The 21,292-nt window shown below is 33.6% G+C and carries 33 protein-coding genes, 2 pseudogenes and 1 other annotated feature; of the genes and pseudogenes, 30 read left to right on the forward strand and 5 right to left on the reverse strand.

The annotated features are described in order from the left end of the window. The first annotated feature begins 171 nt into the window (after positions 1–171). Together ADJ83_RS25610 and ADJ83_RS12235 are read left to right on the forward strand one after the other, a co-directional pair. Complete coding sequence (locus ADJ83_RS25610) at positions 172–330, forward strand: hypothetical protein (RefSeq protein ID WP_204375766.1); 159 nt, start codon at positions 172–174, stop codon at positions 328–330. Positions 331–522: 192 nt separating this feature from the next. Then, positions 523–948: a hypothetical protein gene (locus ADJ83_RS12235; RefSeq protein WP_031537820.1), complete on the forward strand. Its 426-nt coding sequence runs from the start codon at positions 523–525 to the stop codon at positions 946–948. A gap of 77 nt (positions 949–1,025) precedes the next feature. On the opposite strand, the gene ADJ83_RS12240 is transcribed toward ADJ83_RS12235, so the two are convergent. Then, positions 1,026–1,319, reverse strand: coding sequence for a hypothetical protein (locus ADJ83_RS12240; RefSeq protein ID WP_031537821.1), 294 nt, complete (start codon positions 1,317–1,319; stop codon positions 1,026–1,028). Between the two features lie 122 nt (positions 1,320–1,441). After that, positions 1,442–1,656, forward strand: a binding site (T-box leader). A 52-nt stretch (positions 1,657–1,708) separates the two neighbouring features. Between ADJ83_RS12240 and argS the strand changes: the two genes are divergently transcribed. The 12 genes and pseudogenes from argS (at position 1,709) to ADJ83_RS12295 (ending at position 10,925) form a co-directional block, all read left to right on the forward strand. Beyond that, positions 1,709–3,385: an arginine--tRNA ligase gene (argS, locus tag ADJ83_RS12245; RefSeq protein WP_031537823.1), complete on the forward strand. Its 1,677-nt coding sequence runs from the start codon at positions 1,709–1,711 to the stop codon at positions 3,383–3,385. A gap of 208 nt (positions 3,386–3,593) precedes the next feature. Continuing rightward, positions 3,594–4,262, forward strand: a complete 669-nt coding sequence (locus tag ADJ83_RS12250; RefSeq protein ID WP_031537824.1) for a YcnI family protein — start codon at positions 3,594–3,596, stop codon at positions 4,260–4,262. Positions 4,263–4,480: 218 nt separating this feature from the next. Then, positions 4,481–4,852: a VOC family protein gene (locus tag ADJ83_RS12255; protein WP_031537825.1), complete on the forward strand. Its 372-nt coding sequence runs from the start codon at positions 4,481–4,483 to the stop codon at positions 4,850–4,852. Between the two features lie 81 nt (positions 4,853–4,933). Beyond that, entirely contained in the window at positions 4,934–5,860 is a 927-nt protein-coding gene (locus tag ADJ83_RS12260; protein ID WP_048717827.1) for a DUF2268 domain-containing putative Zn-dependent protease, read from the forward strand. Positions 5,861–6,003: 143 nt separating this feature from the next. Next, positions 6,004–7,440, forward strand: coding sequence for a PLP-dependent aminotransferase family protein (locus ADJ83_RS12265; RefSeq protein WP_031537829.1), 1,437 nt, complete (start codon positions 6,004–6,006; stop codon positions 7,438–7,440). 167 nt (positions 7,441–7,607) lie between these two features. After that, positions 7,608–8,042, forward strand: a complete 435-nt coding sequence (locus ADJ83_RS12270) for a YfmQ family protein (RefSeq protein WP_031537830.1) — start codon at positions 7,608–7,610, stop codon at positions 8,040–8,042. A gap of 245 nt (positions 8,043–8,287) precedes the next feature. Beyond that, entirely contained in the window at positions 8,288–8,581 is a 294-nt protein-coding gene (locus tag ADJ83_RS12275; RefSeq protein WP_031537831.1) for an antibiotic biosynthesis monooxygenase family protein, read from the forward strand. A 131-nt stretch (positions 8,582–8,712) separates the two neighbouring features. Next, positions 8,713–9,042, forward strand: a pseudogene (locus ADJ83_RS12280) (DUF2441 domain-containing protein); the annotation flags it as partial. Between the two features lie 120 nt (positions 9,043–9,162). Beyond that, positions 9,163–9,351 (forward strand): hypothetical protein, encoded by a 189-nt coding sequence (locus ADJ83_RS12285; RefSeq protein WP_031537835.1) that lies wholly within the window; start codon positions 9,163–9,165, stop codon positions 9,349–9,351. A gap of 227 nt (positions 9,352–9,578) precedes the next feature. Further along, entirely contained in the window at positions 9,579–9,734 is a 156-nt protein-coding gene (locus ADJ83_RS24915; protein ID WP_081836642.1) for a DUF3934 domain-containing protein, read from the forward strand. Positions 9,735–9,875: 141 nt separating this feature from the next. After that, positions 9,876–10,331, forward strand: a complete 456-nt coding sequence (locus ADJ83_RS12290) for a GNAT family N-acetyltransferase (protein WP_031537838.1) — start codon at positions 9,876–9,878, stop codon at positions 10,329–10,331. A 60-nt stretch (positions 10,332–10,391) separates the two neighbouring features. After that, positions 10,392–10,925, forward strand: a complete 534-nt coding sequence (locus ADJ83_RS12295) for a dihydrofolate reductase family protein (protein ID WP_031537839.1) — start codon at positions 10,392–10,394, stop codon at positions 10,923–10,925. A 120-nt stretch (positions 10,926–11,045) separates the two neighbouring features. On the opposite strand, the gene ADJ83_RS12300 is transcribed toward ADJ83_RS12295, so the two are convergent. After that, positions 11,046–11,228 carry a hypothetical protein gene (locus ADJ83_RS12300; RefSeq protein WP_414630339.1) on the reverse strand — a complete coding sequence of 61 codons (183 nt, stop codon included), beginning with the start codon at positions 11,226–11,228 and terminating at the stop codon, positions 11,046–11,048. 178 nt (positions 11,229–11,406) lie between these two features. Between ADJ83_RS12300 and ADJ83_RS12305 the strand changes: the two genes are divergently transcribed. From ADJ83_RS12305 to ADJ83_RS12320, 4 genes are read left to right on the forward strand one after another with little or no spacing between them, the layout of a single operon-like run. After that, on the forward strand, positions 11,407–11,577 hold the full coding sequence (locus ADJ83_RS12305) for a hypothetical protein (protein WP_031537842.1): 171 nt from the start codon (positions 11,407–11,409) through the stop codon (positions 11,575–11,577). 20 nt (positions 11,578–11,597) lie between these two features. Further along, on the forward strand, positions 11,598–11,825 hold the full coding sequence (locus ADJ83_RS12310; RefSeq protein WP_031537843.1) for a hypothetical protein: 228 nt from the start codon (positions 11,598–11,600) through the stop codon (positions 11,823–11,825). Between the two features lie 24 nt (positions 11,826–11,849). Further along, positions 11,850–12,323 carry a GNAT family N-acetyltransferase gene (locus ADJ83_RS12315; protein ID WP_031537844.1) on the forward strand — a complete coding sequence of 158 codons (474 nt, stop codon included), beginning with the start codon at positions 11,850–11,852 and terminating at the stop codon, positions 12,321–12,323. A 38-nt stretch (positions 12,324–12,361) separates the two neighbouring features. Next, a complete protein-coding gene (locus ADJ83_RS12320) occupies positions 12,362–13,066 on the forward strand; it encodes a hypothetical protein (protein WP_081836643.1) in 705 nt (234 codons plus the stop codon). Positions 13,067–13,291: 225 nt separating this feature from the next. Here the strand turns inward: ADJ83_RS12320 and csaA are convergent, their stop codons facing one another. Both csaA and ADJ83_RS12330 read right to left on the reverse strand, forming a co-directional pair. Continuing rightward, positions 13,292–13,621 carry a chaperone CsaA gene (gene csaA, locus ADJ83_RS12325; RefSeq protein ID WP_031537846.1) on the reverse strand — a complete coding sequence of 110 codons (330 nt, stop codon included), beginning with the start codon at positions 13,619–13,621 and terminating at the stop codon, positions 13,292–13,294. Positions 13,622–13,691: 70 nt separating this feature from the next. Beyond that, positions 13,692–14,468: a class I SAM-dependent methyltransferase gene (locus tag ADJ83_RS12330; protein ID WP_031537847.1), complete on the reverse strand. Its 777-nt coding sequence runs from the start codon at positions 14,466–14,468 to the stop codon at positions 13,692–13,694. A 179-nt stretch (positions 14,469–14,647) separates the two neighbouring features. Here ADJ83_RS12330 and ADJ83_RS24920 point away from each other — a divergent pair, with 179 nt between their 5' ends. From ADJ83_RS24920 to ADJ83_RS12340, 3 genes are read left to right on the forward strand one after another with little or no spacing between them, the layout of a single operon-like run. After that, positions 14,648–14,809, forward strand: coding sequence for a sigma factor (locus ADJ83_RS24920; RefSeq protein WP_081836644.1), 162 nt, complete (start codon positions 14,648–14,650; stop codon positions 14,807–14,809). Between the two features lie 15 nt (positions 14,810–14,824). Beyond that, positions 14,825–15,178, forward strand: a complete 354-nt coding sequence (locus ADJ83_RS12335; RefSeq protein WP_109769017.1) for a sigma factor-like helix-turn-helix DNA-binding protein — start codon at positions 14,825–14,827, stop codon at positions 15,176–15,178. Beyond that, positions 15,138–16,031 (forward strand): DUF4367 domain-containing protein, encoded by an 894-nt coding sequence (locus tag ADJ83_RS12340; protein WP_031537850.1) that lies wholly within the window; start codon positions 15,138–15,140, stop codon positions 16,029–16,031. Before ADJ83_RS12335 ends, ADJ83_RS12340 begins: the two co-directional genes overlap by 41 nt. A gap of 106 nt (positions 16,032–16,137) precedes the next feature. Here the strand turns inward: ADJ83_RS12340 and ADJ83_RS25615 are convergent, their stop codons facing one another. Further along, on the reverse strand, positions 16,138–16,284 hold the full coding sequence (locus ADJ83_RS25615; RefSeq protein ID WP_155986752.1) for a hypothetical protein: 147 nt from the start codon (positions 16,282–16,284) through the stop codon (positions 16,138–16,140). A gap of 379 nt (positions 16,285–16,663) precedes the next feature. Between ADJ83_RS25615 and ADJ83_RS12345 the strand changes: the two genes are divergently transcribed. From ADJ83_RS12345 to ADJ83_RS12385, 9 genes and pseudogenes are all read left to right on the forward strand, one after another. Continuing rightward, the gene (locus ADJ83_RS12345) at positions 16,664–17,323 is read left to right on the forward strand and encodes a Type 1 glutamine amidotransferase-like domain-containing protein (protein WP_048717832.1); all 660 of its coding nucleotides are present in this window, start codon (positions 16,664–16,666) and stop codon (positions 17,321–17,323) included. Positions 17,324–17,429: 106 nt separating this feature from the next. Next, positions 17,430–18,132, forward strand: a pseudogene (locus tag ADJ83_RS12350) (class I SAM-dependent methyltransferase). Positions 18,133–18,238: 106 nt separating this feature from the next. Further along, positions 18,239–18,532: a hypothetical protein gene (locus ADJ83_RS12355; RefSeq protein ID WP_048717834.1), complete on the forward strand. Its 294-nt coding sequence runs from the start codon at positions 18,239–18,241 to the stop codon at positions 18,530–18,532. Between the two features lie 7 nt (positions 18,533–18,539). Then, complete coding sequence (locus ADJ83_RS12360; protein WP_031537854.1) at positions 18,540–18,719, forward strand: hypothetical protein; 180 nt, start codon at positions 18,540–18,542, stop codon at positions 18,717–18,719. Between the two features lie 68 nt (positions 18,720–18,787). After that, positions 18,788–18,991 (forward strand): hypothetical protein, encoded by a 204-nt coding sequence (locus ADJ83_RS12365; protein ID WP_031537855.1) that lies wholly within the window; start codon positions 18,788–18,790, stop codon positions 18,989–18,991. A gap of 61 nt (positions 18,992–19,052) precedes the next feature. Beyond that, the gene (locus tag ADJ83_RS12370; protein WP_031537856.1) at positions 19,053–19,589 is read left to right on the forward strand and encodes a DUF5412 family protein; all 537 of its coding nucleotides are present in this window, start codon (positions 19,053–19,055) and stop codon (positions 19,587–19,589) included. Positions 19,590–19,754: 165 nt separating this feature from the next. Continuing rightward, on the forward strand, positions 19,755–20,072 hold the full coding sequence (locus ADJ83_RS12375) for a HesB/IscA family protein (protein WP_031537858.1): 318 nt from the start codon (positions 19,755–19,757) through the stop codon (positions 20,070–20,072). Positions 20,073–20,338: 266 nt separating this feature from the next. Then, positions 20,339–20,674, forward strand: a complete 336-nt coding sequence (locus ADJ83_RS12380) for a hypothetical protein (protein WP_152910821.1) — start codon at positions 20,339–20,341, stop codon at positions 20,672–20,674. A 180-nt stretch (positions 20,675–20,854) separates the two neighbouring features. Continuing rightward, a complete protein-coding gene (locus ADJ83_RS12385; RefSeq protein WP_031537860.1) occupies positions 20,855–21,244 on the forward strand; it encodes a VOC family protein in 390 nt (129 codons plus the stop codon). The last annotated feature ends 48 nt before the right edge of the window (positions 21,245–21,292 follow it).

Below are 21,292 nucleotides of genomic sequence, written 5' to 3' on the forward strand. Positions count from 1 at the left end.
CCGATGGAATGACAATGCTAGTAGGTAAGCATAAAGTCAGCTTCCATCGGTTTTTTTATTGGGGAAAAGCAGTGTTCATAAATGGAATGAAAACCATTTTTGGAGAGAGGAAGAGAAAAGTGGCGTTCATAAACGAGATGAGAACCATTTTTCAAAGGGAAGTAGAGAAAAGTGGTGTTCATAAACGAGATGAAAACCGTTTTTCAAAAGAAAGAAGAGAAAAGTGGTGTTCATAAACGAGATGAGAACCATTTTTCAGAAAGAGGAAGAGAAAAGTGTGTTCGTAAACAAGATGAGAACCATTTTTCAAAAGAAAGAGAGAAAAAGTAGCGTTCATATTCAAAATGAAAACCATTTCTCAAAGAATGCTATGAAATAATAGCGTTCATAATTACAACAAACGCGATTCTTCAGAGAATGATAGAAAAATACTTCTTATCTTTCCATCTATTAAAAAAATTTAAGAAAAAATTAAGCCAACTCTAGCATAATAAAAATACATTACAGATAGGAGAGATGAAAGTGAAGAAAATACAAAATTGGATCGCGATCCTTGCGATGGTATTCTTATTGGTTCAATCAACAATTGGAGTTGTATCATATGTAAATAGAGAAGAACCTTCTGAGAGAATAGGCATGATGGGCCAAGGTCAAGCGCCGACTAATGCAACTGCATCTGCAAATACAAATACAGACACAAATACAGACACAAATGCAGATTCAGATACTAATAGCAATACGACAGAGGACAATGGATTCTCAATGGATAATCAAAATGGTATGACGCCGTTTAATGGGATGGAAGAAAGAGGCGGTGCACCAAACGGGGATAATGTAAGTACTGCAAGTTTAGTAGGATACATTATTGGTATAATCCTTTCACTTGGGGGATTAGTAGTAACCTTCCTCGGCTGGCGAAAAAACAAAAAAGTTACTATTGCAGAATAATAGCTCAAAGTTGAAATAAGCAGCAACCAGATTCCTATGATTTTAAAGGGAGTCTAGTTGTTGCCTTTTTCATTAAGTTAATAAAATGGGTAATTTCCGTAAGTAGAATAAGCTGGATTATAGCCATATGGTTGAGAGTAAGAGGGAAAAGTTTGACCATAATTCCAATGCTGTTGATGAGTAGTAGGAACATGATGGAAAGGAGTAATAATTAGTGGGTTCCCTGCAGTAAAGCCAGCTGCTGGCGTAACTGCACCAAGAGGAATAGCTCCAACTCCTACAGCACCATGGCCAACACCTGCAAATCCACCAGCTCCAACTGGACCAACTGCACCTATATGTCCACCAAAAGCTCTATTTTGAAAATTCATTATCGTTTCACCTCCCTCCATACTATATGTAAATGGAAATGATTGGCGCTTGCCAGATTTTTTTAAAAAGCAAAAAAGTGTTGGATTCTTCCGGAGAGTGTGTGTATAATAAGAAAAAATATGGAAAGTCGTTGAAAAAGAGACTAGCTAATTGGAAAGCGATAGCGAATTAGGGATGGTGGAAGCCTAATGTAGAACAATTAGTGAAACGCACTTTGGAGATATCATTCTGAAAATGGAAGTAGGAATGATCGGTGACAGGCCGTTAACTGATTTAAGTGGTTATGGAAATAGCAATTAGAGTGGTACCGCGGGAATTTAAGCTCTCGCCTCTTCGTTTGGAAGAGGTGGGGGCTTTTTTATTTTATCTTTAAAAAGGAGAAGAATAGATGGACATCAAATCAGAAATAGCAAACGTATTAGAACCATATTTAGATTTAACAAAGGAAATGATTGAACAACTATTGGAAAAACCGAAATTTGCTCATTTAGGAGATTTGGCTTTTCCATGCTTTACCCTTTCGAAATCAATGCGGAAAGCACCGCAGCTCATTGCTGCAGAGATTGCCGGAAAAATCGAGTCTCCACTAATTGCTCATGTTGAAGTTGTTGGCGGCTATGTTAATATTTATTTAAATCAGCAATTGCTTTCCTCTAAAGTAATTGGGGAAATACTTGAACAAAAGGAGCATTATGGCGATATCCAGCAAGATAAAGGAGTAATGACAATTGATTTGTCTTCTCCTAATATTGCCAAACCATTTTCAATGGGGCATTTGCGTTCAACGGTTATCGGGAATGCCATTGGACTTATTGCAGAGAAAAATGGCTATACCCCCATTCGCATTAATCATCTTGGTGATTGGGGGACACAGTTTGGGAAATTAATTGTTGCCTATAAAAAATGGGGAATAGAAGGGGAAGTAAGGAAAAATCCCATTAAAGAATTATTAAAGCTATATGTTCTGTTCCATGAGAAAGCCGAGGAAGATCCTGCCTTAAATGAGGAAGGGAGAAAATGGTTTAACTATTTGGAGCAGGGAAATGAAGAAGCGACAATACTTTGGAAATGGTTTCGAAAGGAATCGTTAAAAGAGTTTAATAAAATCTATCAACTATTAGGAATAACATTCGATTCAAACGATGGAGAAGCTTTTTTTAACGACAAGATGGAAGCTGTTGTCAAGTTATTAAAGGAGAAGCAGCTTTTAGTCGAATCAAAAGGGGCACAGGTGGTAGAGCTTGAAGACTTCCCGCCATGCTTAATCAAAAAGAGCGACGGAGCAACTCTTTATGCAACACGGGATCTAGCGGTAGCGATCTATCGCCAGGAAAGTTACCATTTTAAGAAAAGCTTATATGTGGTAGGCAATGAACAAACTCTCCATTTTAAGCAGTTATTTCAAGTATTAGAAAAAATGGGTTATGATTGGGCAAAAGGAATGGCTCATATTCCATTTGGTATGATGCTGAAAGAAGGCAAGAAAATGTCTACAAGAAAAGGGAAAGTGGTGCTATTAGAGGAGGTACTTCAAGCAGCAATCGAGTTGGCAGAGAAAAATATCGAAGAAAAAAACCCCTCTCTAAAAAAGAAAGAAGAAGTAGCAAAGCAAGTTGGAACTGGGGCAATCATTTTTCATGATTTAAAGCACTATCGGTTAACAGATATAGAATTTTCCTTAGAGGATATGCTTAAATTTGAAGGAGAAACAGGACCATATATCCAATATACACATGCAAGAGCGTGTTCCTTATTACGGAAAGGACAATTTTTCCAACCAGCTAACATTACTGCCTTACAGTGGGATCATGGAAGTTTTCCAATTGTGAAGAGTTTAATGTACTTTCCAACAAGTGTGGAAAGAGCAATGGAGCATTATGATCCTTCTGAAATCGCCAAGTATGTTATCGACTTAGCGAAAGCATTTAATAAATACTACGCACATGTTCAAATCTTGGAAGAAAACGATGAGAAACAAGCGAGACTATCATTGGTATACGCAGTAACACTTGTTTTAAAAGAAGGATTAAGATTGCTAGGTATATCCGCTCCTGAAGCGATGTAGAAGATTAAAAAGGATTTATTTTGGCGAAAATAGGATATAGCTCGTTAAAAATACATTTGATATAAAACGTTCACAGAATAGACACAAAAACAGCTATTTTATCTTTGAATGAAGTTACTTGATTTGTTATGATGAAGGAGGTTAACACGTGAGAGATAGTGTTAACCTCTCTTTATGGAATCAGTAAAAAAGTAAAGGAGATTTAAAAATGATACATAACAAGAAATTATTATCGGTACTAGTTGCTTTTGCAGCTGTCTTTTTCATTGCATTACCAGTGAATGCTCATGTGACAGTAAATCCTTCTCAATCAACTACAGAGGCTTGGGAAACATATCAAGTAAGAATACCGGTTGAAAAAAATGTGGATACAACCAAAGTTACAATCAAGATTCCGGAAAATGTGGAATTCAAAATGTATGCACCAGTGGATGGCTGGAAGACGACTACAACAACAGATGATAATGGGAAAGTTGCTACAGTTACTTGGGAAGCGGAATCAGAAGATACGGCAATTAAAGCTGGTCAATACCGCGACTTCACCTTTAGAGCACAAAATCCTAAAGAGCCTGGCGATATTGCCTGGGATGCATTCCAATACTATGCAGATGGCAGCATTGTCGAGTGGACAGGAGACAGTGATTCTGAATTACCTCATTCTATTACAAGTATTGCTCAATCCAATGAAACGGTTGATAGTCATGGACATAGCCATGGAACGGATGAAGCAACAGATGACACAGCAGATGATCATCATGCTTCAGACGAGGATACCGAGCATGCACATGAAGGTACGAATGTAAATATGATTCTTTCCATTATCGCGATTGTTTTATCAGTTGTAGCGATTGGATTGACTTTTATTAGAAAAAAATAATAAGATAAAAAAGTTCATTTCCTAAGGAATAGATTAGCTTCTAAGGAATGGACTTTTTTGTTTGTAAATGAATAATGTTTATTGAATTTTTCAAACGGTTGTTCTTTCACCGGTAACATTCCGATAAAGATAGGGTTAATTTAATTCAATTATCGGAAGGAAATAGGGATATAGAAAGGGAATATAGATATACCGGATTAAATAAAGGGGAGAAGGCTATGAGTAAATCATTTATTGAACAAGTCCATTATATTCGAATTCCTGTAAAAGATTTAGAACTGTCTGCAAAATGGTATAGAGATGTACTAGGGCTGCAGTTGCTAAACAATACAGAGGAACTTGCCATTATAAAAGTGAATGAAGGACCTTTTTTACTTATCTTAGTTCCTACTGAGGATGAAACATTTGCACATTTTACAATTGATAATAAACAAGAATTTAGCATTGGTTTTACAAGTCCAGAATTATCTAAATTTCATCAACACTTAATTAATAATCAAGTTAAGGTGGAGGATATAAAAGAAGATAATGGTCACACCTTTTTCCACTTTTATGACCCAAATGGAAATAAGCTCCAAGTACACTGGTAAGATTAAAATAATTCCCCATATTTTTACCTAAAAAACCTATTTACTATCTGTTGGACTTTGTAATTATTGAGGAGATATTTTATGCGTTTATTTGGTGTTTTTATCGTTTTACTTTTTTGTACAGTGCTGATATCATTTGATCAAAAAACTTTAGATGAAACGTTGATTTATTCGTACAATCATCCTGAAACAAATCAAGAATTTAATATTATTCATGTTTATAAGCTATATGACAACTATGAAAAGAGGATAGAAAAGGATTCTACTATTCCAAAAGAGCAAATATTTGAAGAAGAAGTAATTGAACCGGTTTTTGAAGCATGCTACCAGGATGGGGAATACTTTGAAAGAAGTGGGAAAACATATTCAGTCGAGCCTCCAGAAGACATGGAACTTGTTAACGCGATTATAAATACAATGGATGAGGAAAAAATAAATAATGCAATTAAAGAAGCATTAATAGAATCCGCTAATTATATTCCATCAAACAAAGCTACAGATGTATGCATTTATCCAACTCCATACGATCCTGATTTGCCACAAATGGTAACCGAAGGAACAGGGAAAATCAGTGTTCTTTACACGTTATTTTTTGATGAAGAATTTTTGAAGGTTGGAATAGCACATGAATACCATCATAGTGTTTGGACGGAAAAGTATTTTAATAGAGAAAGCTCTGATACAGTATTGGATATTTTAGTTTTAGAAGGAAAAGCAGTGATGTTTGAAAACATTGTTTATCCTGGTAATTCGTATGAAGATCCAAGCTATCCTTTCTTAACAGAATATTGGGAACTAGTAGAGCCTGAATTGAATTTTTATGATGGATACCGTGCCTATGAAATAATCTATGGAGGGGACGAACTTCCTGAGAATTATGGGTATAACGCGGGATATCATTTAGTAAAAGCTTATTTAGACTCGCATACAAGTCTTACCCCCGAAGAATGGACAGAGGTATCTGGAGAAGAGATTTATGAGGATGGAAAATATATTGAGCTATATTAGTAAAAAGTAGTGAAATATTCTATAGGAAAAAAGGAAAGCACTATAGCTGTTTAAAGGGAGAATATTAAGTTATAATGGAAAACAATATAATTTAGATAGCAGTCCTATATGGATGCAATTTGTGGTAAAGAAGTGTGGAGACAATGGAGTGGAAACCTGATCGACAAATAAAAAAAGCAATTTATAAGCAACTAGCTGAGTTTATTGAAAATGGTATCGCAGATGGATCTTTTCTTTTAGACAAGCCGTTGCCATCTGAAAGAACTTTAGCAAAATTGCTAGAATTGAATAGAAGTACAGTAGTTGCAGCCTATGATGAGTTAGAGTCAAATGGATTAATTGAAAGAAAACGCGGCAGTGGAACAACAATCAGTAAGGATATATGGGGAATAACCAAAAAGCGTGTGCCTAGCTGGAATCGCTATATTGAAGCTGGATCTTTTCTGCCTAATGTACCTGTCATGCAACGGATACGAAAAGAGATGGTGGATCATCATTTGATCAATTTAGCTAGTGGGGAGCTTTCAGAGGATCTTTTTCCTTTAAAATCGCTACGGGAAATTACTTCTGATCGCTCCTATATTGGGTCATTAGGCTATGATCATCCACAAGGTAGCGAGGTGCTAAGAAAGACCATTGCCCATCATATGGAGGAATTTCGAGGTTTGCATACGAATCCGTCTTCTATCTTGATAACGTCGGGAGCCCAACAAGCATTGCATTTAATCATTCAATGTTTGCTTAAACCCGGGGATGCGGTAGCGATTGAGGATCCCTCTTATCATTATAGTCTGCCATTATTTGAATCAGCAGGAGTTAAAAGCTATTTTTTGACAGCAGATGAAAATGGCATAAAACCTGATGATTTAATCTCGTTACATAGAAAGCACAGGATTAGAATGATATTTCTAAACCCAGCTTTCCAAAACCCAACTGGCATTTCCCTCAGTCAAAAAAGGAGGAAGGAGATTTTAGAAATTTCTTCCCTATATGGCATACCAGTAGTAGAGGATGATCCATATAGTTTAACCTCTTTTTCTGGAAAACCGGTCTTTCCGCTGAAATCGATGGATGAAAATGGAAATGTGTTATATATTAGCTCGCTCTCTAAAATTGTTGCTTCTGGACTTCGAATTGGCTGGATTATTGGTCCAAAGCCAGTGATTGAAAGATTATCCGATGCTAAGCAACAGGTTGATTTTGGACATTCGAGTTATTCCCAATGGATAGCAAACGATTTTCTAGAATCGCCTTCGTTTGCATCCCATTTAAATCATTTAATTAAACAACTTGAAAGTAGAAGAAATCAAATCATCGAAAGCTTAGATACCTATTTAAAAGGAGAAGTAGAATTCATCATTCCAAATGGCGGGATTCATTTGTGGTGTAAAATAAAAAATGAAGTCAACGAAAACCGTTTATTGGAGGAGTCTTTAAAAAATGGGGTTATTTATGCACCTGGCTCCACTATGGGTTCCAACTCTCATTATGTTCGATTTACTTATGCGAAAGAAAAAGAAACCAATATTGAAGAGGGGATAAGAAGATTTGCAGAAGCAATAAAGTCCAGTAGAGAATAATACAGATGAGATGCAAAACAACTTTGCATCTTTTTTTATAGAGAAGTCAGCATAAATTGAAAGTGGATGGTCAATTTATATAATAATTGGATGGTCAATGTGAATGAGAAATTTAGTACTATTAATATCGTAGAAATGTTAATTGAATAAGTATGGAGTGAATGAGAATGACCTGGATTTCTATCATAGCATTAGCCCTATTTTGTATGATAAAAGTTTTAATGACGTGCTTACCAACTGGAGTGGTAGATTGGCTTTTGGATAAATATAAGATGCATTTAAAACTTAATGATTTGGAGACGGAAATTATCTACAACGAGAGGAAGGTAGATGGGGAGAATAAAGAGACGATAATAAAACTATTTAATGAAGCGATTGTCAGGGAAAAATATAGTCTCTATCCAGGAAGTGAAGAAACATACCTCAAACCAAATAATGCTGAGTATTCCCTCATTATTCATACGAAAAAAGGAAATAAGAATATAAAATTATTCTTAAATAGTTATCACGATCATGTAGATATTGTGAAAAAATACAAAAATAAAATAGTCGCATATAGCACCTATCCTCTTCATTTAGATGTTTTAAAAAATAGAATTTGATTGTTACAAGATTATAACTACCAGTTTGGTAGTTTTTTTATGCGTTTTTTTTGAAAGGTGATGTAAGAGGCAAGGAAGAAAAAGGAAATTGGCAATAAATGTTGAATTGTTTATTTATCAATTATCTCTAATGAACAGAAAAACACGAAAAAGAAGTGTAGGAATACGGAATTTAATCAGCAAGTGATTCGAAAAAAATAAGTGTTTTATCCAATAATTTAAATAAAGAAAATAGGGAGAAATATATGATACTAGAAGCTGTGATGTTACAAGTTAAGGAAGGCATGGAGTCAAAATATGAAGAAGCATTTCTCGAGGCATCAAAAATTATTTCTTCGATGAATGGATATATCTCCCATGAATTACAGAAATGTATGGAAGCAAAGGGGAAATATTTGCTGCTTGTTCAATGGGAAACATTAGAAGACCATACTGTTGGCTTTAGACAATCGAATGAATATCAGGATTGGAAAAAGCAGCTACATCATTTTTATGATCCCTTTCCAATAGTTGAACATTTTACAAAGGTTGTCCTTTGAGGGGATATACATTTCTTTTTAGCATATAGTAGATGAGTAAAATAATATAAAGAAAAAAGCAGTGTATATATGGTATTTATCATATCGATTGGAATAGTTATAGTAGTTATTACTTGTCTATAAATAGAAGTAAAACACAGGAATATCCAGATTATCCTTCCAGGCTGGCTTGTTTATATGCTGCGAAAAGTTATGATGAGGTTCTAAAATGGAAAGCATTATTTGATTCCTATAACCGCAATGTATTACAGATTGTTAAGCTTCTTGTGATGGGGAATTATTTTGAAGGAGATGGAGAACTATTGCCAACTATAGAGGCTGCACCTTTCCACAAAAAAATAGAACAGGCTCGGCAATATTGGAAAGGAAACGAGAAAAATGAGCTACCTGAGCTTTTGATCAATGGAAAAATTGAAGTGGTCGAGATTATTCATGATTTTACAATTGGCAAATTTAATTAAAAGTGGATAATGAAAATTTGAACAAACATTTTGAAACCTATTTGTTCAACAAACTTATAAAATATAAGGCGAATAGCAGCTAATATAAGCATTCATAATGATCAAAAAGGTGTGAAAAAAATGTTTAAATCTGAAATGGTTAACAGAATAGTTTCATTGGTCGGTTTTTGGATTGTCGTCCTTATTGTCTTATTTAGTGATAATTCGATTGGTAGCAGTATCTATTTTTGGGGAATAGTGGTTGTGTTTACTGCTTATGATGTATATAGGGTTGTAGTTGCTGGAAAGAAAAACAATAGTGAAGTATAAAGGAACGAGTGCTTAATCTAAGAAAGAATAGTGCTTCTTTTGTAATATGTTATGGTTGGTGGAAGAAAAAATAGTTTATTATCGTATACAAAAATTATTAATTGTTTCAAACATTAACTCCTTGTTATATACTTATAGTTCATTATGTATGTTTTTTTACCATAATAAAAGGATAAGACTAACTAATGATAGATACGTAAATGGACAAGAAAATCGGAGTTGATTCTATGAGTAAAGCAAAAGGTAAGGGCGGAACAGGCAGAGGAACAGATAAGAAGGGTTGGAATCGCTGGCAACCTAGTGCAAACAAAAAAAAGAGTAACAAGCCTTACACGAGTAAAGGTGTTAAAAATCGCAAAAATACAGAGACATCGGAAAAATAGTTTCTGTTGCTATATAACAGACGGAGCGATTCTTTCATGAGGAAGGATCGCTTTTTCCTTATTTAAATTTTTTCCAAGCTAGGTAAAGCAGGAATCGATTGTTAAAAACTAGAATAAAAAGTGAAGGGGGAGTGATAAGCAATGATTAAATTAGATTTAATGAATTCTGATGAATATAAAACATATCTATCTTCTGCAATTAAAACCTATGCACAAGAAAAAGTTTTGTCAGGAAATTGGAAGCAGGAAGAATCCATAAGAAAAGCGGAAGAGGAATATGCAAAACTTTTGCCGCAAGGAGAAAAGACGGAGCGGAATTTCTTATACACGATTCGAAAGGATGACGAGTCAGTTGGCGTTATTTGGCTCGCACAAAAGTCTGAAAAACTAGGGTTTATCTATGATATACATATAAGAGAAAAATACCAAGGGAATGGCTATGCCAAAGAAGCACTAAAGCAAATAGAGATGGTTGGGCAGGAGGTCGGATTGAAAAAAATAGGTCTCCATGTTTTTGGTCATAATCTAGTAGCCCGAGGATTATATGAGAAAGTAGGGTATGAGACTACGAATGTTTTGATGGAAAAAGACATTTAATTCTACTATTTATGAAAATCGTTATTATTGAATAATTGATAATTTAAAAAAGGAGAACTTATGAGTGAAAAAAGAAAATTAGTATTATTTATTGCCTCAAGCTTAGATGGATATATTGCGACGAAAGACGACTCTCTTGAATGGCTATTCAAAGTAGAAGGGGAAGGGGATAACGGAATTAGCGAGTTTTATGAAACTGTGGATACCATTTTGCTTGGTAAAAGGACTTATGATTGGATTATGAACCAAGAAGGAGGGGAATTTCCATATAAAAACAAAAACTGTTATGTATATACAAAGTCTTCTATTGAGGATACAGAGTATGTGAAATTTGTTAATGAAGATGTCACTAAATTTGCTGATAAGCTAAAAAGCGAAGAGGGAAAATCGATTTGGATTGTTGGTGGAGGAGAACTATTATATTCTTTTATGAAAGAAAAATTGATTGATGAAATCATTGTAACAATAGCTCCAACTATTCTAGGCAATGGCCTTCCGTTATTTAAAGAGGGGAATTATCAATTAGACCTTTCTTTGAAAAGATTAAGAACCTTTAATCAGTTTGTAGAGCTTCATTACGTAGTAAAAGAATAATTTATAAAATGGCTAATTAAAGCATTGCTGCAATAAGTGGTAATGCTTTTTTCTATAGTTGGACACAAAAAGAACCTCCACCAATGCAAAGGAAGTTCTGTGAAAAATGTAAATCGGATTTTAAGATTGGAAATTTTGAAAAAGGGAAATAGTCAGAATAATGGTTGATAAGGTACCTGCAGACATTAAAGTTATGACTTTACGCTTGTTTTTTAATTTATTCTTCTCCTCTGAAGTTTTTACAAGTTCTCGAGATAGCGTACTCCATATAACGATCGATACGATTGCTATTAGTAAAAGCAATATATAATCACCTCCTACAGAAATTTTCATTGATTGAATAATTTGAATTCTAATAACTTAAATGTAACATATGTGTCTGCATTTTTCATTTGAGCTTAGTCTAAATGGGGATAAACGGAACTTTTAATAGCTATTGTCCGTAGTAAATAGTAGATAAATTATATAGGGAGGAACAGCGATGTTTAAACTAAAACCCCAATGTTCCTATTGTGGCAAACATATTAAAGGGAATGAAGTTGTTTTTGTGAAAATGCTCTATCCAAAGCGAAAAGGGATGACGGAAATAAAAGCTTATATACATTATGAAGGGAAATTAATTTGTGAAAAATGCTTTAATACGAAGCAGTAGATAATTTAGGAGGGAAGAGATTGAGAACGATATTATATAATAGTGCATTTGCAATAGTGGCAGTGTATATAATCATTCATATAGATAATTATTTGGTAGGAATTATTCCGTTAATTTCTTTATGGGTTATGTATGACTATACACATAATTTAGAGAAAAAAACAGATGTGAATCGTAAAGTGAAAACTATCGGAACCATATGTTATTTGGTAATTGCCATTATTGGATTATTCCTATTCCTTTTATAAATAATATTAATTAGGAGGTTAACTATGTTTGAAACAAGATGGGCTACTTATGACGAGCTGAGTATTATGACAGACTACTGGTATAAAATGGCTTGTGAAATGGGAGAAATAGATGGAATACCAAAGCCAAATCTTCGGCGGATTGAAGAAGTGAAAAACATATTTCTAAAGGAATTTGAATTAGGCAATTTAATGTTTAGAGTTGCTTTAGATAACGACGATGAAAAGATTGTTGCTTGTGCAGGCGGTTTAATTAGAACAGAGTATGCCTTTCCACTTGCAGAAGAACAAAGTCTCTTTGGTTGGGTGATAGCGGTATATACGATGAAAGAATATCGGAAAAATGGTTTAGCTTCTCAGTTAGTAGATGAAGTTTGTTTATGGCTAAAACAAAAAGGCGCAAAACGAGCAAGATTATGGTCCAGTTCTACTGGACGAACGGTTTATGAACAGCTGGGCTTTGATAATATGATGGATTTATCAAAGAAGCTTTCTTAAAAATAGAAAAAGAAACGATTGAGAGAGGGAAGAGGGTATTGAAATTCACAGAAAGATCTTTAAGAATTCTACATCAAGCAGAAAAGCAAGCTAGTTGGACAAATACGATTATGTACCCCATTCATCTGTTATTTGGTATTTTGCATGAAAAAACAGGAGTGTGTGCTGAATTACATAATACATGTCCCGATCTTATAGTTAAAGTAAGGGAACAATTAAAGAATCCAAGTGTAAGGGAAAACGAACAAGGAATTCCGTTTGAACATTTTCAAGTAAATATTTCTCATTCTACGAAAAATATTTTTGAGTTTGCAAGTAATCGAATGAATAGATTTAAGCAGATTTATATAAATGAAGGACATTTGTTTGAGGGGATATTGGAAAGTAATGACCAATTAACAAGTGCAATATTTGAAGCATTTGATATAGCTAGTATCCTAGAAATAGTTGCTTATCCAAGGAATTTGACTGTTTCATTAAAAGAGTATTCTTTTCCACATCCACCATCAAGCAAGATTACGTATAGAAAAGCAACAAGAAAAGATGTTGCTTTATTAAAACGCTTTGTGAATATGGAATTTGGAAATGGATGGATGGAAGCAATCGAAAATGGTTTATTTATGAACGAAATTCCTATTTTTATTGCATTTGATAATACAAGCATAATTGGTTTTGCTTGCTTTGATGTAGTAGGAAGAAAAAAGGGATTATTTGGACAAATGGGAGTCGCTCTTTCTAATTGAGCACAAGGTATTGGATATACTTTGCTGCATTTATGTTTAAATGAGATGAAGGAAATGGGCTATGAATCTATCATTATTGACGAAGCAGGTCCGATTGAGTTCTATGAAAGGGCAAATTTAGTATAACTATTCAAATATCTACCTTAAGTATATTGAAATAACAGTATATTCAGTAAAAAGAAGACCGACTTGTTCAAGCGGTCTTTACCATTTTTATTTGAATCTTCACTCTATCGGTGTTCCATTTTTTACATGCACGTCTGGTTTTAAAAGTACCACATCACCTTCTTCCGGGACACCTCCAATTACCAATACTTCAGATTTAAAACCAGCTATACGTCGTGCTGGGAAGTTTACTACTGCAACTACTTGGCTACCAATAAGTGCTTCTGGTGTATATCGTTGTGTAATTTGTGCAGAAGAATGTTTAATGCCAATTTCTCCAAAGTCAATTTCTAATTTTATAGCAGGCTTACGTGCTTCTGGAAAAAGTTCTGCTTTTATAATAGTGCCAACACGGATATCCAATTTTAAAAAGTCTTCAATTGTTGCCATGAATACATCTCCATTTTCGTTTTATTTTAGTCTATCTTTAAATGAAATCTGTTTTTTAATTGATTCCCTATTATTCTTTCACACCAATCACTCGGAGCCTTTTATAGTCTGCCATCCATTTTCCTTTTATATATAATCTATCTTTTACATTTTCTTCAACCTTTGAAATGATTTCGGTCTTAGCATCTATAGAAATACCATGAAACAGAAGATCTCCAAACATAGTAATCCAATTCCTCAAGCCATTGTCTCCATCTAATGGAGTCGGTCGATCATAGTGTTGCGCAAAGGTAACCCTAAATCCGACTTTTTCCATTAAATGTGAATACTCCCCAATACTTGGATAAAACCAGGGGAATTGTTCTTCGCTAAACGGAAATCCTGCTCCTTTTATTTGACGTATTATTTCATCTGTTATTATTTGAACATTCCCTTTGCCACCAAATTCGGCAACAAATCTTCCTTCTTTTTTTAAACTTTGATAGATTCCTTCTAATGCTTTGACAGGAGGGTGTACCCAATGCAGAGTCGCATTAGAAAATACTGTATCAAATTCGCTAGGAAAATGTAAGCTTGTTGCATCTTGAACCAAGAATTTTAAATGAGGATATTTATTGAATGCTTGCTTCACCATATTTTCCGATTTATCGATACCTAAAGTCTCAGCACCAAAATTATGGATGGTATTCGTTAAATCACCCGTTCCACAGCCAAGATCGAGGATCGTTTCGCCAGGCTTTGGATCTAACAACTCTACTAAATTATTTCCAAATTTTGAAACAAACGAATGCTTATCATCATATAAATCCGCATTCCAATTGTCTTTTCCATTTTGAAAAGATTCCATTTCTACACTCTCCCTATGTATATATTTGTAAGTTGAATTATAATGGAAAATATTGATAAAGGGAATTAGTATTATGATAGATGCGAGATTTTATTTTTAAAAAATGGGAACCTTTCCTAAAGAAAAGACATCTTACATATGAAAGACGTCAACTAGATATTGAATAAGGAGGTTAATTCTTGGATAAGAAAGAAGTTCTAGAGTTATGGATAGACCAGTATACGCAACGTCTTGTTAGGCTTGCATATACATACACGAAAGATTGGTTAAAAGCAGAAGATCAAGTACAAGAAGCATTTGTTAAGGCATTTTATTCGATGGATCAATTAAAGAATAAGTAAGAGCCATTCTCTTGGCTGGCGAGAATTGTAATAAATGAATGCAATAGTTCGTTTCGAAAATCTTGGCGAGAAGTTATATCTGATTTTTTACCGGAAATGAATCAAGAAAGCAGTGAAGACTCCTATCTCCGAAGTGTACAGGAAGAAGAAATACATAATGCTGTCTATGATTTACCGAAACCTTATAGTTTGCCTATTACACTTTTCTATTTTGAAGAGCTATCGATTCAGCAAATAGCAGACGTTTTATATCTTAAAGTTGGCACAGTAAAATCTAGACTTGCTAGAGGTCGTCAATTATTAAGTAATAGAATGAAGGAGGATGGAAATGGAAGAAAAAGAATTAAGATTAGCAAAGATGTACTTTAAGCATGAAGTGAATCTGGAAAAGTTTAAAAAAGAAACATTCGAAAAAATAGATCAGGAATTAGATAGAGAAGAAAAGCGAAAGAAAAACTACCCTAAGTGGGTACTTGCATCTGTAGCTTCGTTAATGATAATTGGAGCGAGTCTAGCTTTTGGTGGTTCGCACATGGCAGATGCTGCACAATCTTTCATTAGTCAGCTATTTGGGTCGAAAGAGAATCTAATGAAAGCATATCCCGAAGAAACTCAAGGAGAATTAGATTTCTTTGAGCGCAGCATGCAAATAGCGAAGGAGAATTTAACCAACGAAGAATTCAAACAGTATAGTCAATTGTATACAGAACAGGCTGAGACATGGAAAAAGAAAAATAAAGAAAATCGACAGCCAGATAGCAAAGAAGCTAAAAGACTACATGAAATTAAAGAATTACAAAGTACTTATGAACAGAAATTTGCTCTTAAGGAAGCACAGGTATTCGCAAGTTTTCCTATTATAAAACCTACTTATCTACCAGAAGGATATAAACAAGTAGATGAAAGCTTTGCTATATATAAGGAAGGGGAAGAACCGATTGTTTCATTAGAATATAGCGATGGCGCGTCTAGAATTTCAACCCAACAGCTAAATGTAAATCAAAAAGCTGATTTAGAAATGGAAGAGTCCGGTTTTTTTGAACAGCCTGATTCTTATTTTATAAATGGATTTCAGGTGGATTATGTTTCCCCTAGTGATGAATGGCCGTTTGTTGGGATGAGGGTAATAGTACCTGAAAAAGGATATAAAATCATCTTAACTGCAGATACAATGTCTAAAGAAGAAATGGAAAAAGTATTGCTGTCAATGATTGAAAAGTAAGAGATATGTGTAATGGAAGATCGAATTATTCCTACGATAACAATGGAAAAAGAAAGCATAATCATTCTTGATCATGCTTTCTTTTTCCATAGATGATTGTGTTCTATTACTGTTGTTTGCCTGATTTAGCTGCTTCCTTATTTGGAACAGATTGAGGAGAATGGTGTTTTTCACTCCCCCCATTAGTCGGCCCATATGTATGAGCATCGTCCGTGATTTTAGCGCCTTCTAAAAAATTATCCTTCGTTTTCATATTTTTCACCTCCGTTTTTAGTATGTGGCTTCATTTAAATATTATGAATTGGATTTGTAACAGTAAGCTTGATTCCAGGTATTATATTATTTGTTGTGTATTCTTCCATTCACAATTGCCATTTTTCCTATCTCTGTAAAGCCGTTAAAAAAGCCGAGAAGTTTAGCTTTTATAAAGAAATGAAGATGGTTTTTCCATTATTGTAGCCAAATCTTTGGATTTCGACTTTTTTAATTAGTTAATCAGTATTTCTCTGCTCATTTGTTCTCCCGTTACTAGAAATTAACATTGAATCAGATAAAAAAGATTTTTTAGATATATCAATTAATTACTATCATTGTAAGATAGAACATATTTATTTTAAGGAGAAGCAAAATTTATGGGGATTATAATATTGTCCGGTGGTGGAGATTTAAAACAGACCTTTGAAATTAATCAGTATTTTGTGCAATTGATCAATAAGGACAAACCGTTATTATATCTACCTATAGCAGGAGACTCGAAAGTAAGAACATATGAATCTAGTTTAGTCTATATAGAGAAAATGTTTCGTCCTTTGGGAATCCATAATATAACAATGTGGACAGATATCAATGGGAAAACAATAGAAGAATTAAACGAGTTTTCAGCAGTTTATATCGGTGGAGGAAACACTCTTTCTTTATTAAATGATCTTAAGGAATCTGGTTTTGATCAATTACTAAGCTTATATTTTCACAACGGCGGTACAATATATGGTCAAAGTGCAGGGGCAATAGTGCTTGGAAATAATATTTTACATACTTGTGGTGAAAATTACTCGTTTTATGTATATGCAGGATTAAATTTAGTTGCAAATTATTCAATATGGTGCCATTACTCCACTAAAGATGATCTATTAATAGAAGCTTGTTTAAAGAAAAATCAACAAACTTATATACTACTTCCTGATGGTGTTGCTGTCGTATTTAATGAGGGAGATTTAAGTGTAATAGCTAAAAGTAAGCCAAAGATTGCCACTTTAAATAAATTAGGGAAGATGGGTTTAAAAGAAATCTGAATTATCAGTATGTTGCGGGAGGATTTAAATAAAAGACTAGAGGCGGATTTTACTCTGAATATTAGCTATATATGGAGAAAGTTATTAGAAGAATGGAGGGCTATATGTGTCTAGATTAGATTTATTCCGAAAAGAAGAAAAGAAATACAATGATTATTTTTATGAAAAATATAAGTTGTTTGAAGAAGGATCGTGGTTATATAAGCCGGTAAAAGTTGTTTTAGATTTTTTCCTAATACTGAAAATAGGCGGGTACTGGATTTAGGTTCAGCTGTTGGGAGAAACAGTATTCCCATTGCGCAAGAATTAAAGGTAAGAACGGGAAAGTCATTTGTGTTGATCTATTAGATTCCACTTTAGAAAATTTGAAACGGTATAGCAAAGAATATAAGGTTGAAGGAATCATTGAAATGAGAAAGGCAGATATCGGCCATTATGTAATCGATGAAAATGAATTTGATCTCATTGTTGCTGTGTCCACTTTGGAGCACGTCGAATCAGATGAGGTTTTTGAAGATGTATTGAAACAGATGGCAGTCGGAACAAAAAATGATGGAATAAACTGCTTGATTGTTAATTCTGAGATAGAAGAAATCGAACTGGCAACGAATAAAAAGTTAGATGCAATGATGGAAATAAATAAGAAAACGGAAGATATGATACATACACTAAGTAGAATCTATAGAGGGTGGGAAGTGTTGTTCCAAGTAGTTAAACCGTTGGAATATACAATTGTCCGTGATGAAAAGGTAGTATTGCTAAAAATAAATGCTGTTACTTTTATTGTAAGAAAGCCAGCTATTAAATAATAAATTCTGATCGTTGATAAGGCTTGTCTTTTTTTGCGTGAAACTTAATTACGTTCTAAAACGTATAAATAGATAACAAATAGAAAAGGTATGAGCATGCTATTGGTTGAAGACTATTTTATCACTAATATTAATAACCGTTCTTGTTTCTTCGCTAATTATCGTAATTAAAAAGAGGAAAAATACAGGAATAACGGGAATTAAAAGTGCTTTAACACATATTTGCTTTTTTCTTATAAGTATATTCAGTTTATTAGCTTATTGGTTAAAGTATACAGGGCTTACCGTTTGGCTAATCAATGTTATTCTATTAATTATGGCACCCTTTTTTACAAAATATATGCCAAAAGGTAAAAATGGAACCGGAGTATTTAAAGATAATGATTTAATAAGAGGGTGAATTACTTATGAAAAACAAAATTTTAAACTTCGTTGTTCTTACACTGATATTATCAGCAATGGTGATTAATAATTTAGAAGGACTTCATCCTTTCAAAATGATAGTTAATAATGTTGCGATGGGGATTTTAATTTTGATTGGTAGTGACCATCTGTATAGGCATTTGAAGCGAAGTAAAATACAATAAAAAAAAGTTTTTTTCATAAAAGCATACATATCTAACCGTAAAATCTAAACAACTAGTTAGAGGTGTTTATGATGATCAATCTATTAGAAACAATCAATCAATTATCGGTGGTATTGCTATTACTATGCACTTTTTTCTATTATTGGCATTTAAAAAGGAATAAAAAGCAAAGAAAACTAACAACATTTGAATTTTGGATGTTTTTCACTATTAAACTAGCTATTTTTGTTGGCGCAGGTAGTTATGTTCTGCTTTTTTTAGATCGGAATTAGACTTGAGAATTTAACAAATGAATAGATAGCATGGATGAACATTTTAAATAGGGGGAGCTTTATGGAAAAGAGCTATAATGTATGGTCATTATATTTAATACTTGTTTGTTTAGTCTTAGGAGCTTACTCCTTGTATTCAAATATTAACAACACTTGGTTGATTGCACCTCCAAATTATATTTTACTTATATTTAGTGTAGTAGCCTTTATTTTCGCTATTATTGGTTTTAAAGATAAAAGAAATAGGCGCACAAAGACAAGAAGTTGGTTAACGGTCATTTTATCCGCCATCCTTTCCATTGCATTCTTACTTGCAACCTTGTTTGTATTATTTGCCTCTGGGTTTGGAGCAAACAAGCATTTGGAAAAAGTACAATCTCCTGAAGGAACGAACACATTAGATTTTTACCGATATGATGCCGGGGCAATGGGGTCATTTGGAGTTAGGGGAGAATTAAACGGTCCACTATGGTTTAAAAAGAGAATATATTATCAAGATAATATCGAAAATGTAGAGGTTAAGTGGGAAAATGAAAATACTGTTTCGATTAACAATCATCTGTTAGATCTGAAAAAAGGAGAACGATACGGATATTAGTTTCTAGAAAACTAATTTTTTTATCAATATTTTTCTTTATCCATACATCAGAAAGCAGTTTTTTTGCAACCCTTTGCGAAATCCATTATGCTGAAAGTAAGATGATTTACATTCTTATATTGGAATAGTATATATAAGATGTAAAAATAGGTAGGAGATGGCAAAATGAAGGTAACAATCACAGATGCTGCTGTTGAAAAATTTCGTAGTTATGAAGTTCCTGAAGGTGCAGTTTATCGGTTAAACACAATTTTTAGCGGTGGCTGCAGCTATGTTTATAATTTCGATTTAGCGGTTGATTTTCCACAAGAAGGCGATACAGCCTTTGAAGATAATGGCTTAACGATTTATTTAGATCCCTTAACAATTAAGCATATTAACGAGGATTTAAAGTTTGATTATGTACAAGGAAAAGGATTTCGCTTAATTGGTGCTAGTGAAATTTATTCTTTTCATTTGGAAGTTAAGCAAAAAGCGAATTAATAAAGGGAAGAATCAGGTCTCTAATAGGGGCCTGTTTTTTTTATTTTAAGCGGATATATGATTTGATTTATCCTATTCTTTAGTTTTTATAAGCTGTAAAAATAAATTAATTGAAACATTTCCTCCTTTCACTCGTATACTCAATGAAAGAGAGGGATTATTAGAAAATGGTTATGTATTTCATAATGCTCTTACTTGGAGCTTTATTCGTTTTTGGGTCATTATATTACATAGTTGCTATGTACTTCGATAAAGAGTTTCCCTTAATGAAAGTAGCAAAAATTATAGGTGTCTTGTTATTAGGCATTTTGCTGTTCACTTTCACTTTGCCAAGTCTAAAATATATGCTGTTTAAAGAATACGATGTGGTGAAAGGAGAGTGTGTTATTGACATAGATACATCAGGCCGCTCTGCTGAAGCAATCTTCAAAATGTTAGATACAGACGAAATATTTACATTTGATGATATTCCTAAACTGGATGCATATGGTAAGAAAGTGCCTTATTCTTGTACAATGACAGTCACGAAAGATCATAAATGGGAAATAGGCTATAAAATATACGAAATCGATATAAAAAAGCCCATTTTAACTAGTGAATAACTTACTATTCTCCTGTTAAATGGAATGAAGAAATAAAAGTGCCTTTCTAAAAAATGGGAAGTAAAACGAAAAGGATTATTGAATGTAATTGTCGAACTATTACAGACTTAGCTGTTCTAAAATCTCCATAAAGTGGGAGATGTCTATTTATAGAAAAAATAAATAAGGAAGTGAAGCATCTTGATTAAATACAAATCGCTCCATCATGTAAGTCTTACAGTTACGGATTTGGAAAAAGCCAAATATTTTTATGAGAAAATTCTTTGTTTAAAAGAATTACAACGTCCTGATTTTGATTTTCCAGGTGCCTGGTACCAAATAGAGAATCAGCAACTTCACTTAATTGTTTATCCTGAGTCGCAAACCATTCGAACAAATAAAACTCTAAATAGCAAAGAAGGGCACTTTGCACTTCGAGTAGAGAACTACTATGATACGCTGAATTGGTTAAAACAGAATAATATAGAAATCATTGAAAAACCATATGGAGTAAGTGGATTTGCTCAGATTTTCTGTGCGGACCCCGATGGTAATTTAATCGAATTAAATGTTGATCAGATGGATTTATAAGATAGAGGGGGAATATTCTCATTTCCTTACCAGGATGTGTTTACAACA

Source organism: Bacillus sp. 522_BSPC (assembly GCF_001076885.1).
In the GTDB taxonomy this organism is placed as follows: domain Bacteria; phylum Bacillota; class Bacilli; order Bacillales; family Cytobacillaceae; genus Niallia; species Niallia hominis.

Coding starts and splice junctions, on each gene's coding strand:
- ADJ83_RS12240 (WP_031537821.1), bottom strand. CDS start 1,319: ATGAATTTTCAAAATAGAGCTTTTGGTGGACATATAGGTGCAGTTGGT.
- argS (WP_031537823.1), top strand. CDS start 1,709: ATGGACATCAAATCAGAAATAGCAAACGTATTAGAACCATATTTAGAT.
- ADJ83_RS12250 (WP_031537824.1), top strand. CDS start 3,594: ATGATACATAACAAGAAATTATTATCGGTACTAGTTGCTTTTGCAGCT.
- ADJ83_RS12255 (WP_031537825.1), top strand. CDS start 4,481: ATGAGTAAATCATTTATTGAACAAGTCCATTATATTCGAATTCCTGTA.
- ADJ83_RS12260 (WP_048717827.1), top strand. CDS start 4,934: ATGCGTTTATTTGGTGTTTTTATCGTTTTACTTTTTTGTACAGTGCTG.
- ADJ83_RS12265 (WP_031537829.1), top strand. CDS start 6,004: ATGGAGTGGAAACCTGATCGACAAATAAAAAAAGCAATTTATAAGCAA.
- ADJ83_RS12270 (WP_031537830.1), top strand. CDS start 7,608: ATGACCTGGATTTCTATCATAGCATTAGCCCTATTTTGTATGATAAAA.
- ADJ83_RS12275 (WP_031537831.1), top strand. CDS start 8,288: ATGATACTAGAAGCTGTGATGTTACAAGTTAAGGAAGGCATGGAGTCA.
- ADJ83_RS12285 (WP_031537835.1), top strand. CDS start 9,163: ATGTTTAAATCTGAAATGGTTAACAGAATAGTTTCATTGGTCGGTTTT.
- ADJ83_RS24915 (WP_081836642.1), top strand. CDS start 9,579: ATGAGTAAAGCAAAAGGTAAGGGCGGAACAGGCAGAGGAACAGATAAG.
- ADJ83_RS12290 (WP_031537838.1), top strand. CDS start 9,876: ATGATTAAATTAGATTTAATGAATTCTGATGAATATAAAACATATCTA.
- ADJ83_RS12295 (WP_031537839.1), top strand. CDS start 10,392: ATGAGTGAAAAAAGAAAATTAGTATTATTTATTGCCTCAAGCTTAGAT.
- ADJ83_RS12305 (WP_031537842.1), top strand. CDS start 11,407: ATGTTTAAACTAAAACCCCAATGTTCCTATTGTGGCAAACATATTAAA.
- ADJ83_RS12315 (WP_031537844.1), top strand. CDS start 11,850: ATGTTTGAAACAAGATGGGCTACTTATGACGAGCTGAGTATTATGACA.
- csaA (WP_031537846.1), bottom strand. CDS start 13,621: ATGGCAACAATTGAAGACTTTTTAAAATTGGATATCCGTGTTGGCACT.
- ADJ83_RS12330 (WP_031537847.1), bottom strand. CDS start 14,468: ATGGAATCTTTTCAAAATGGAAAAGACAATTGGAATGCGGATTTATAT.
- ADJ83_RS12340 (WP_031537850.1), top strand. CDS start 15,138: ATGGAAGAAAAAGAATTAAGATTAGCAAAGATGTACTTTAAGCATGAA.
- ADJ83_RS25615 (WP_155986752.1), bottom strand. CDS start 16,284: ATGAAAACGAAGGATAATTTTTTAGAAGGCGCTAAAATCACGGACGAT.
- ADJ83_RS12345 (WP_048717832.1), top strand. CDS start 16,664: ATGGGGATTATAATATTGTCCGGTGGTGGAGATTTAAAACAGACCTTT.
- ADJ83_RS12360 (WP_031537854.1), top strand. CDS start 18,540: ATGAAAAACAAAATTTTAAACTTCGTTGTTCTTACACTGATATTATCA.
- ADJ83_RS12365 (WP_031537855.1), top strand. CDS start 18,788: ATGATGATCAATCTATTAGAAACAATCAATCAATTATCGGTGGTATTG.
- ADJ83_RS12370 (WP_031537856.1), top strand. CDS start 19,053: ATGGAAAAGAGCTATAATGTATGGTCATTATATTTAATACTTGTTTGT.
- ADJ83_RS12375 (WP_031537858.1), top strand. CDS start 19,755: ATGAAGGTAACAATCACAGATGCTGCTGTTGAAAAATTTCGTAGTTAT.
- ADJ83_RS12380 (WP_152910821.1), top strand. CDS start 20,339: ATGAAAGTAGCAAAAATTATAGGTGTCTTGTTATTAGGCATTTTGCTG.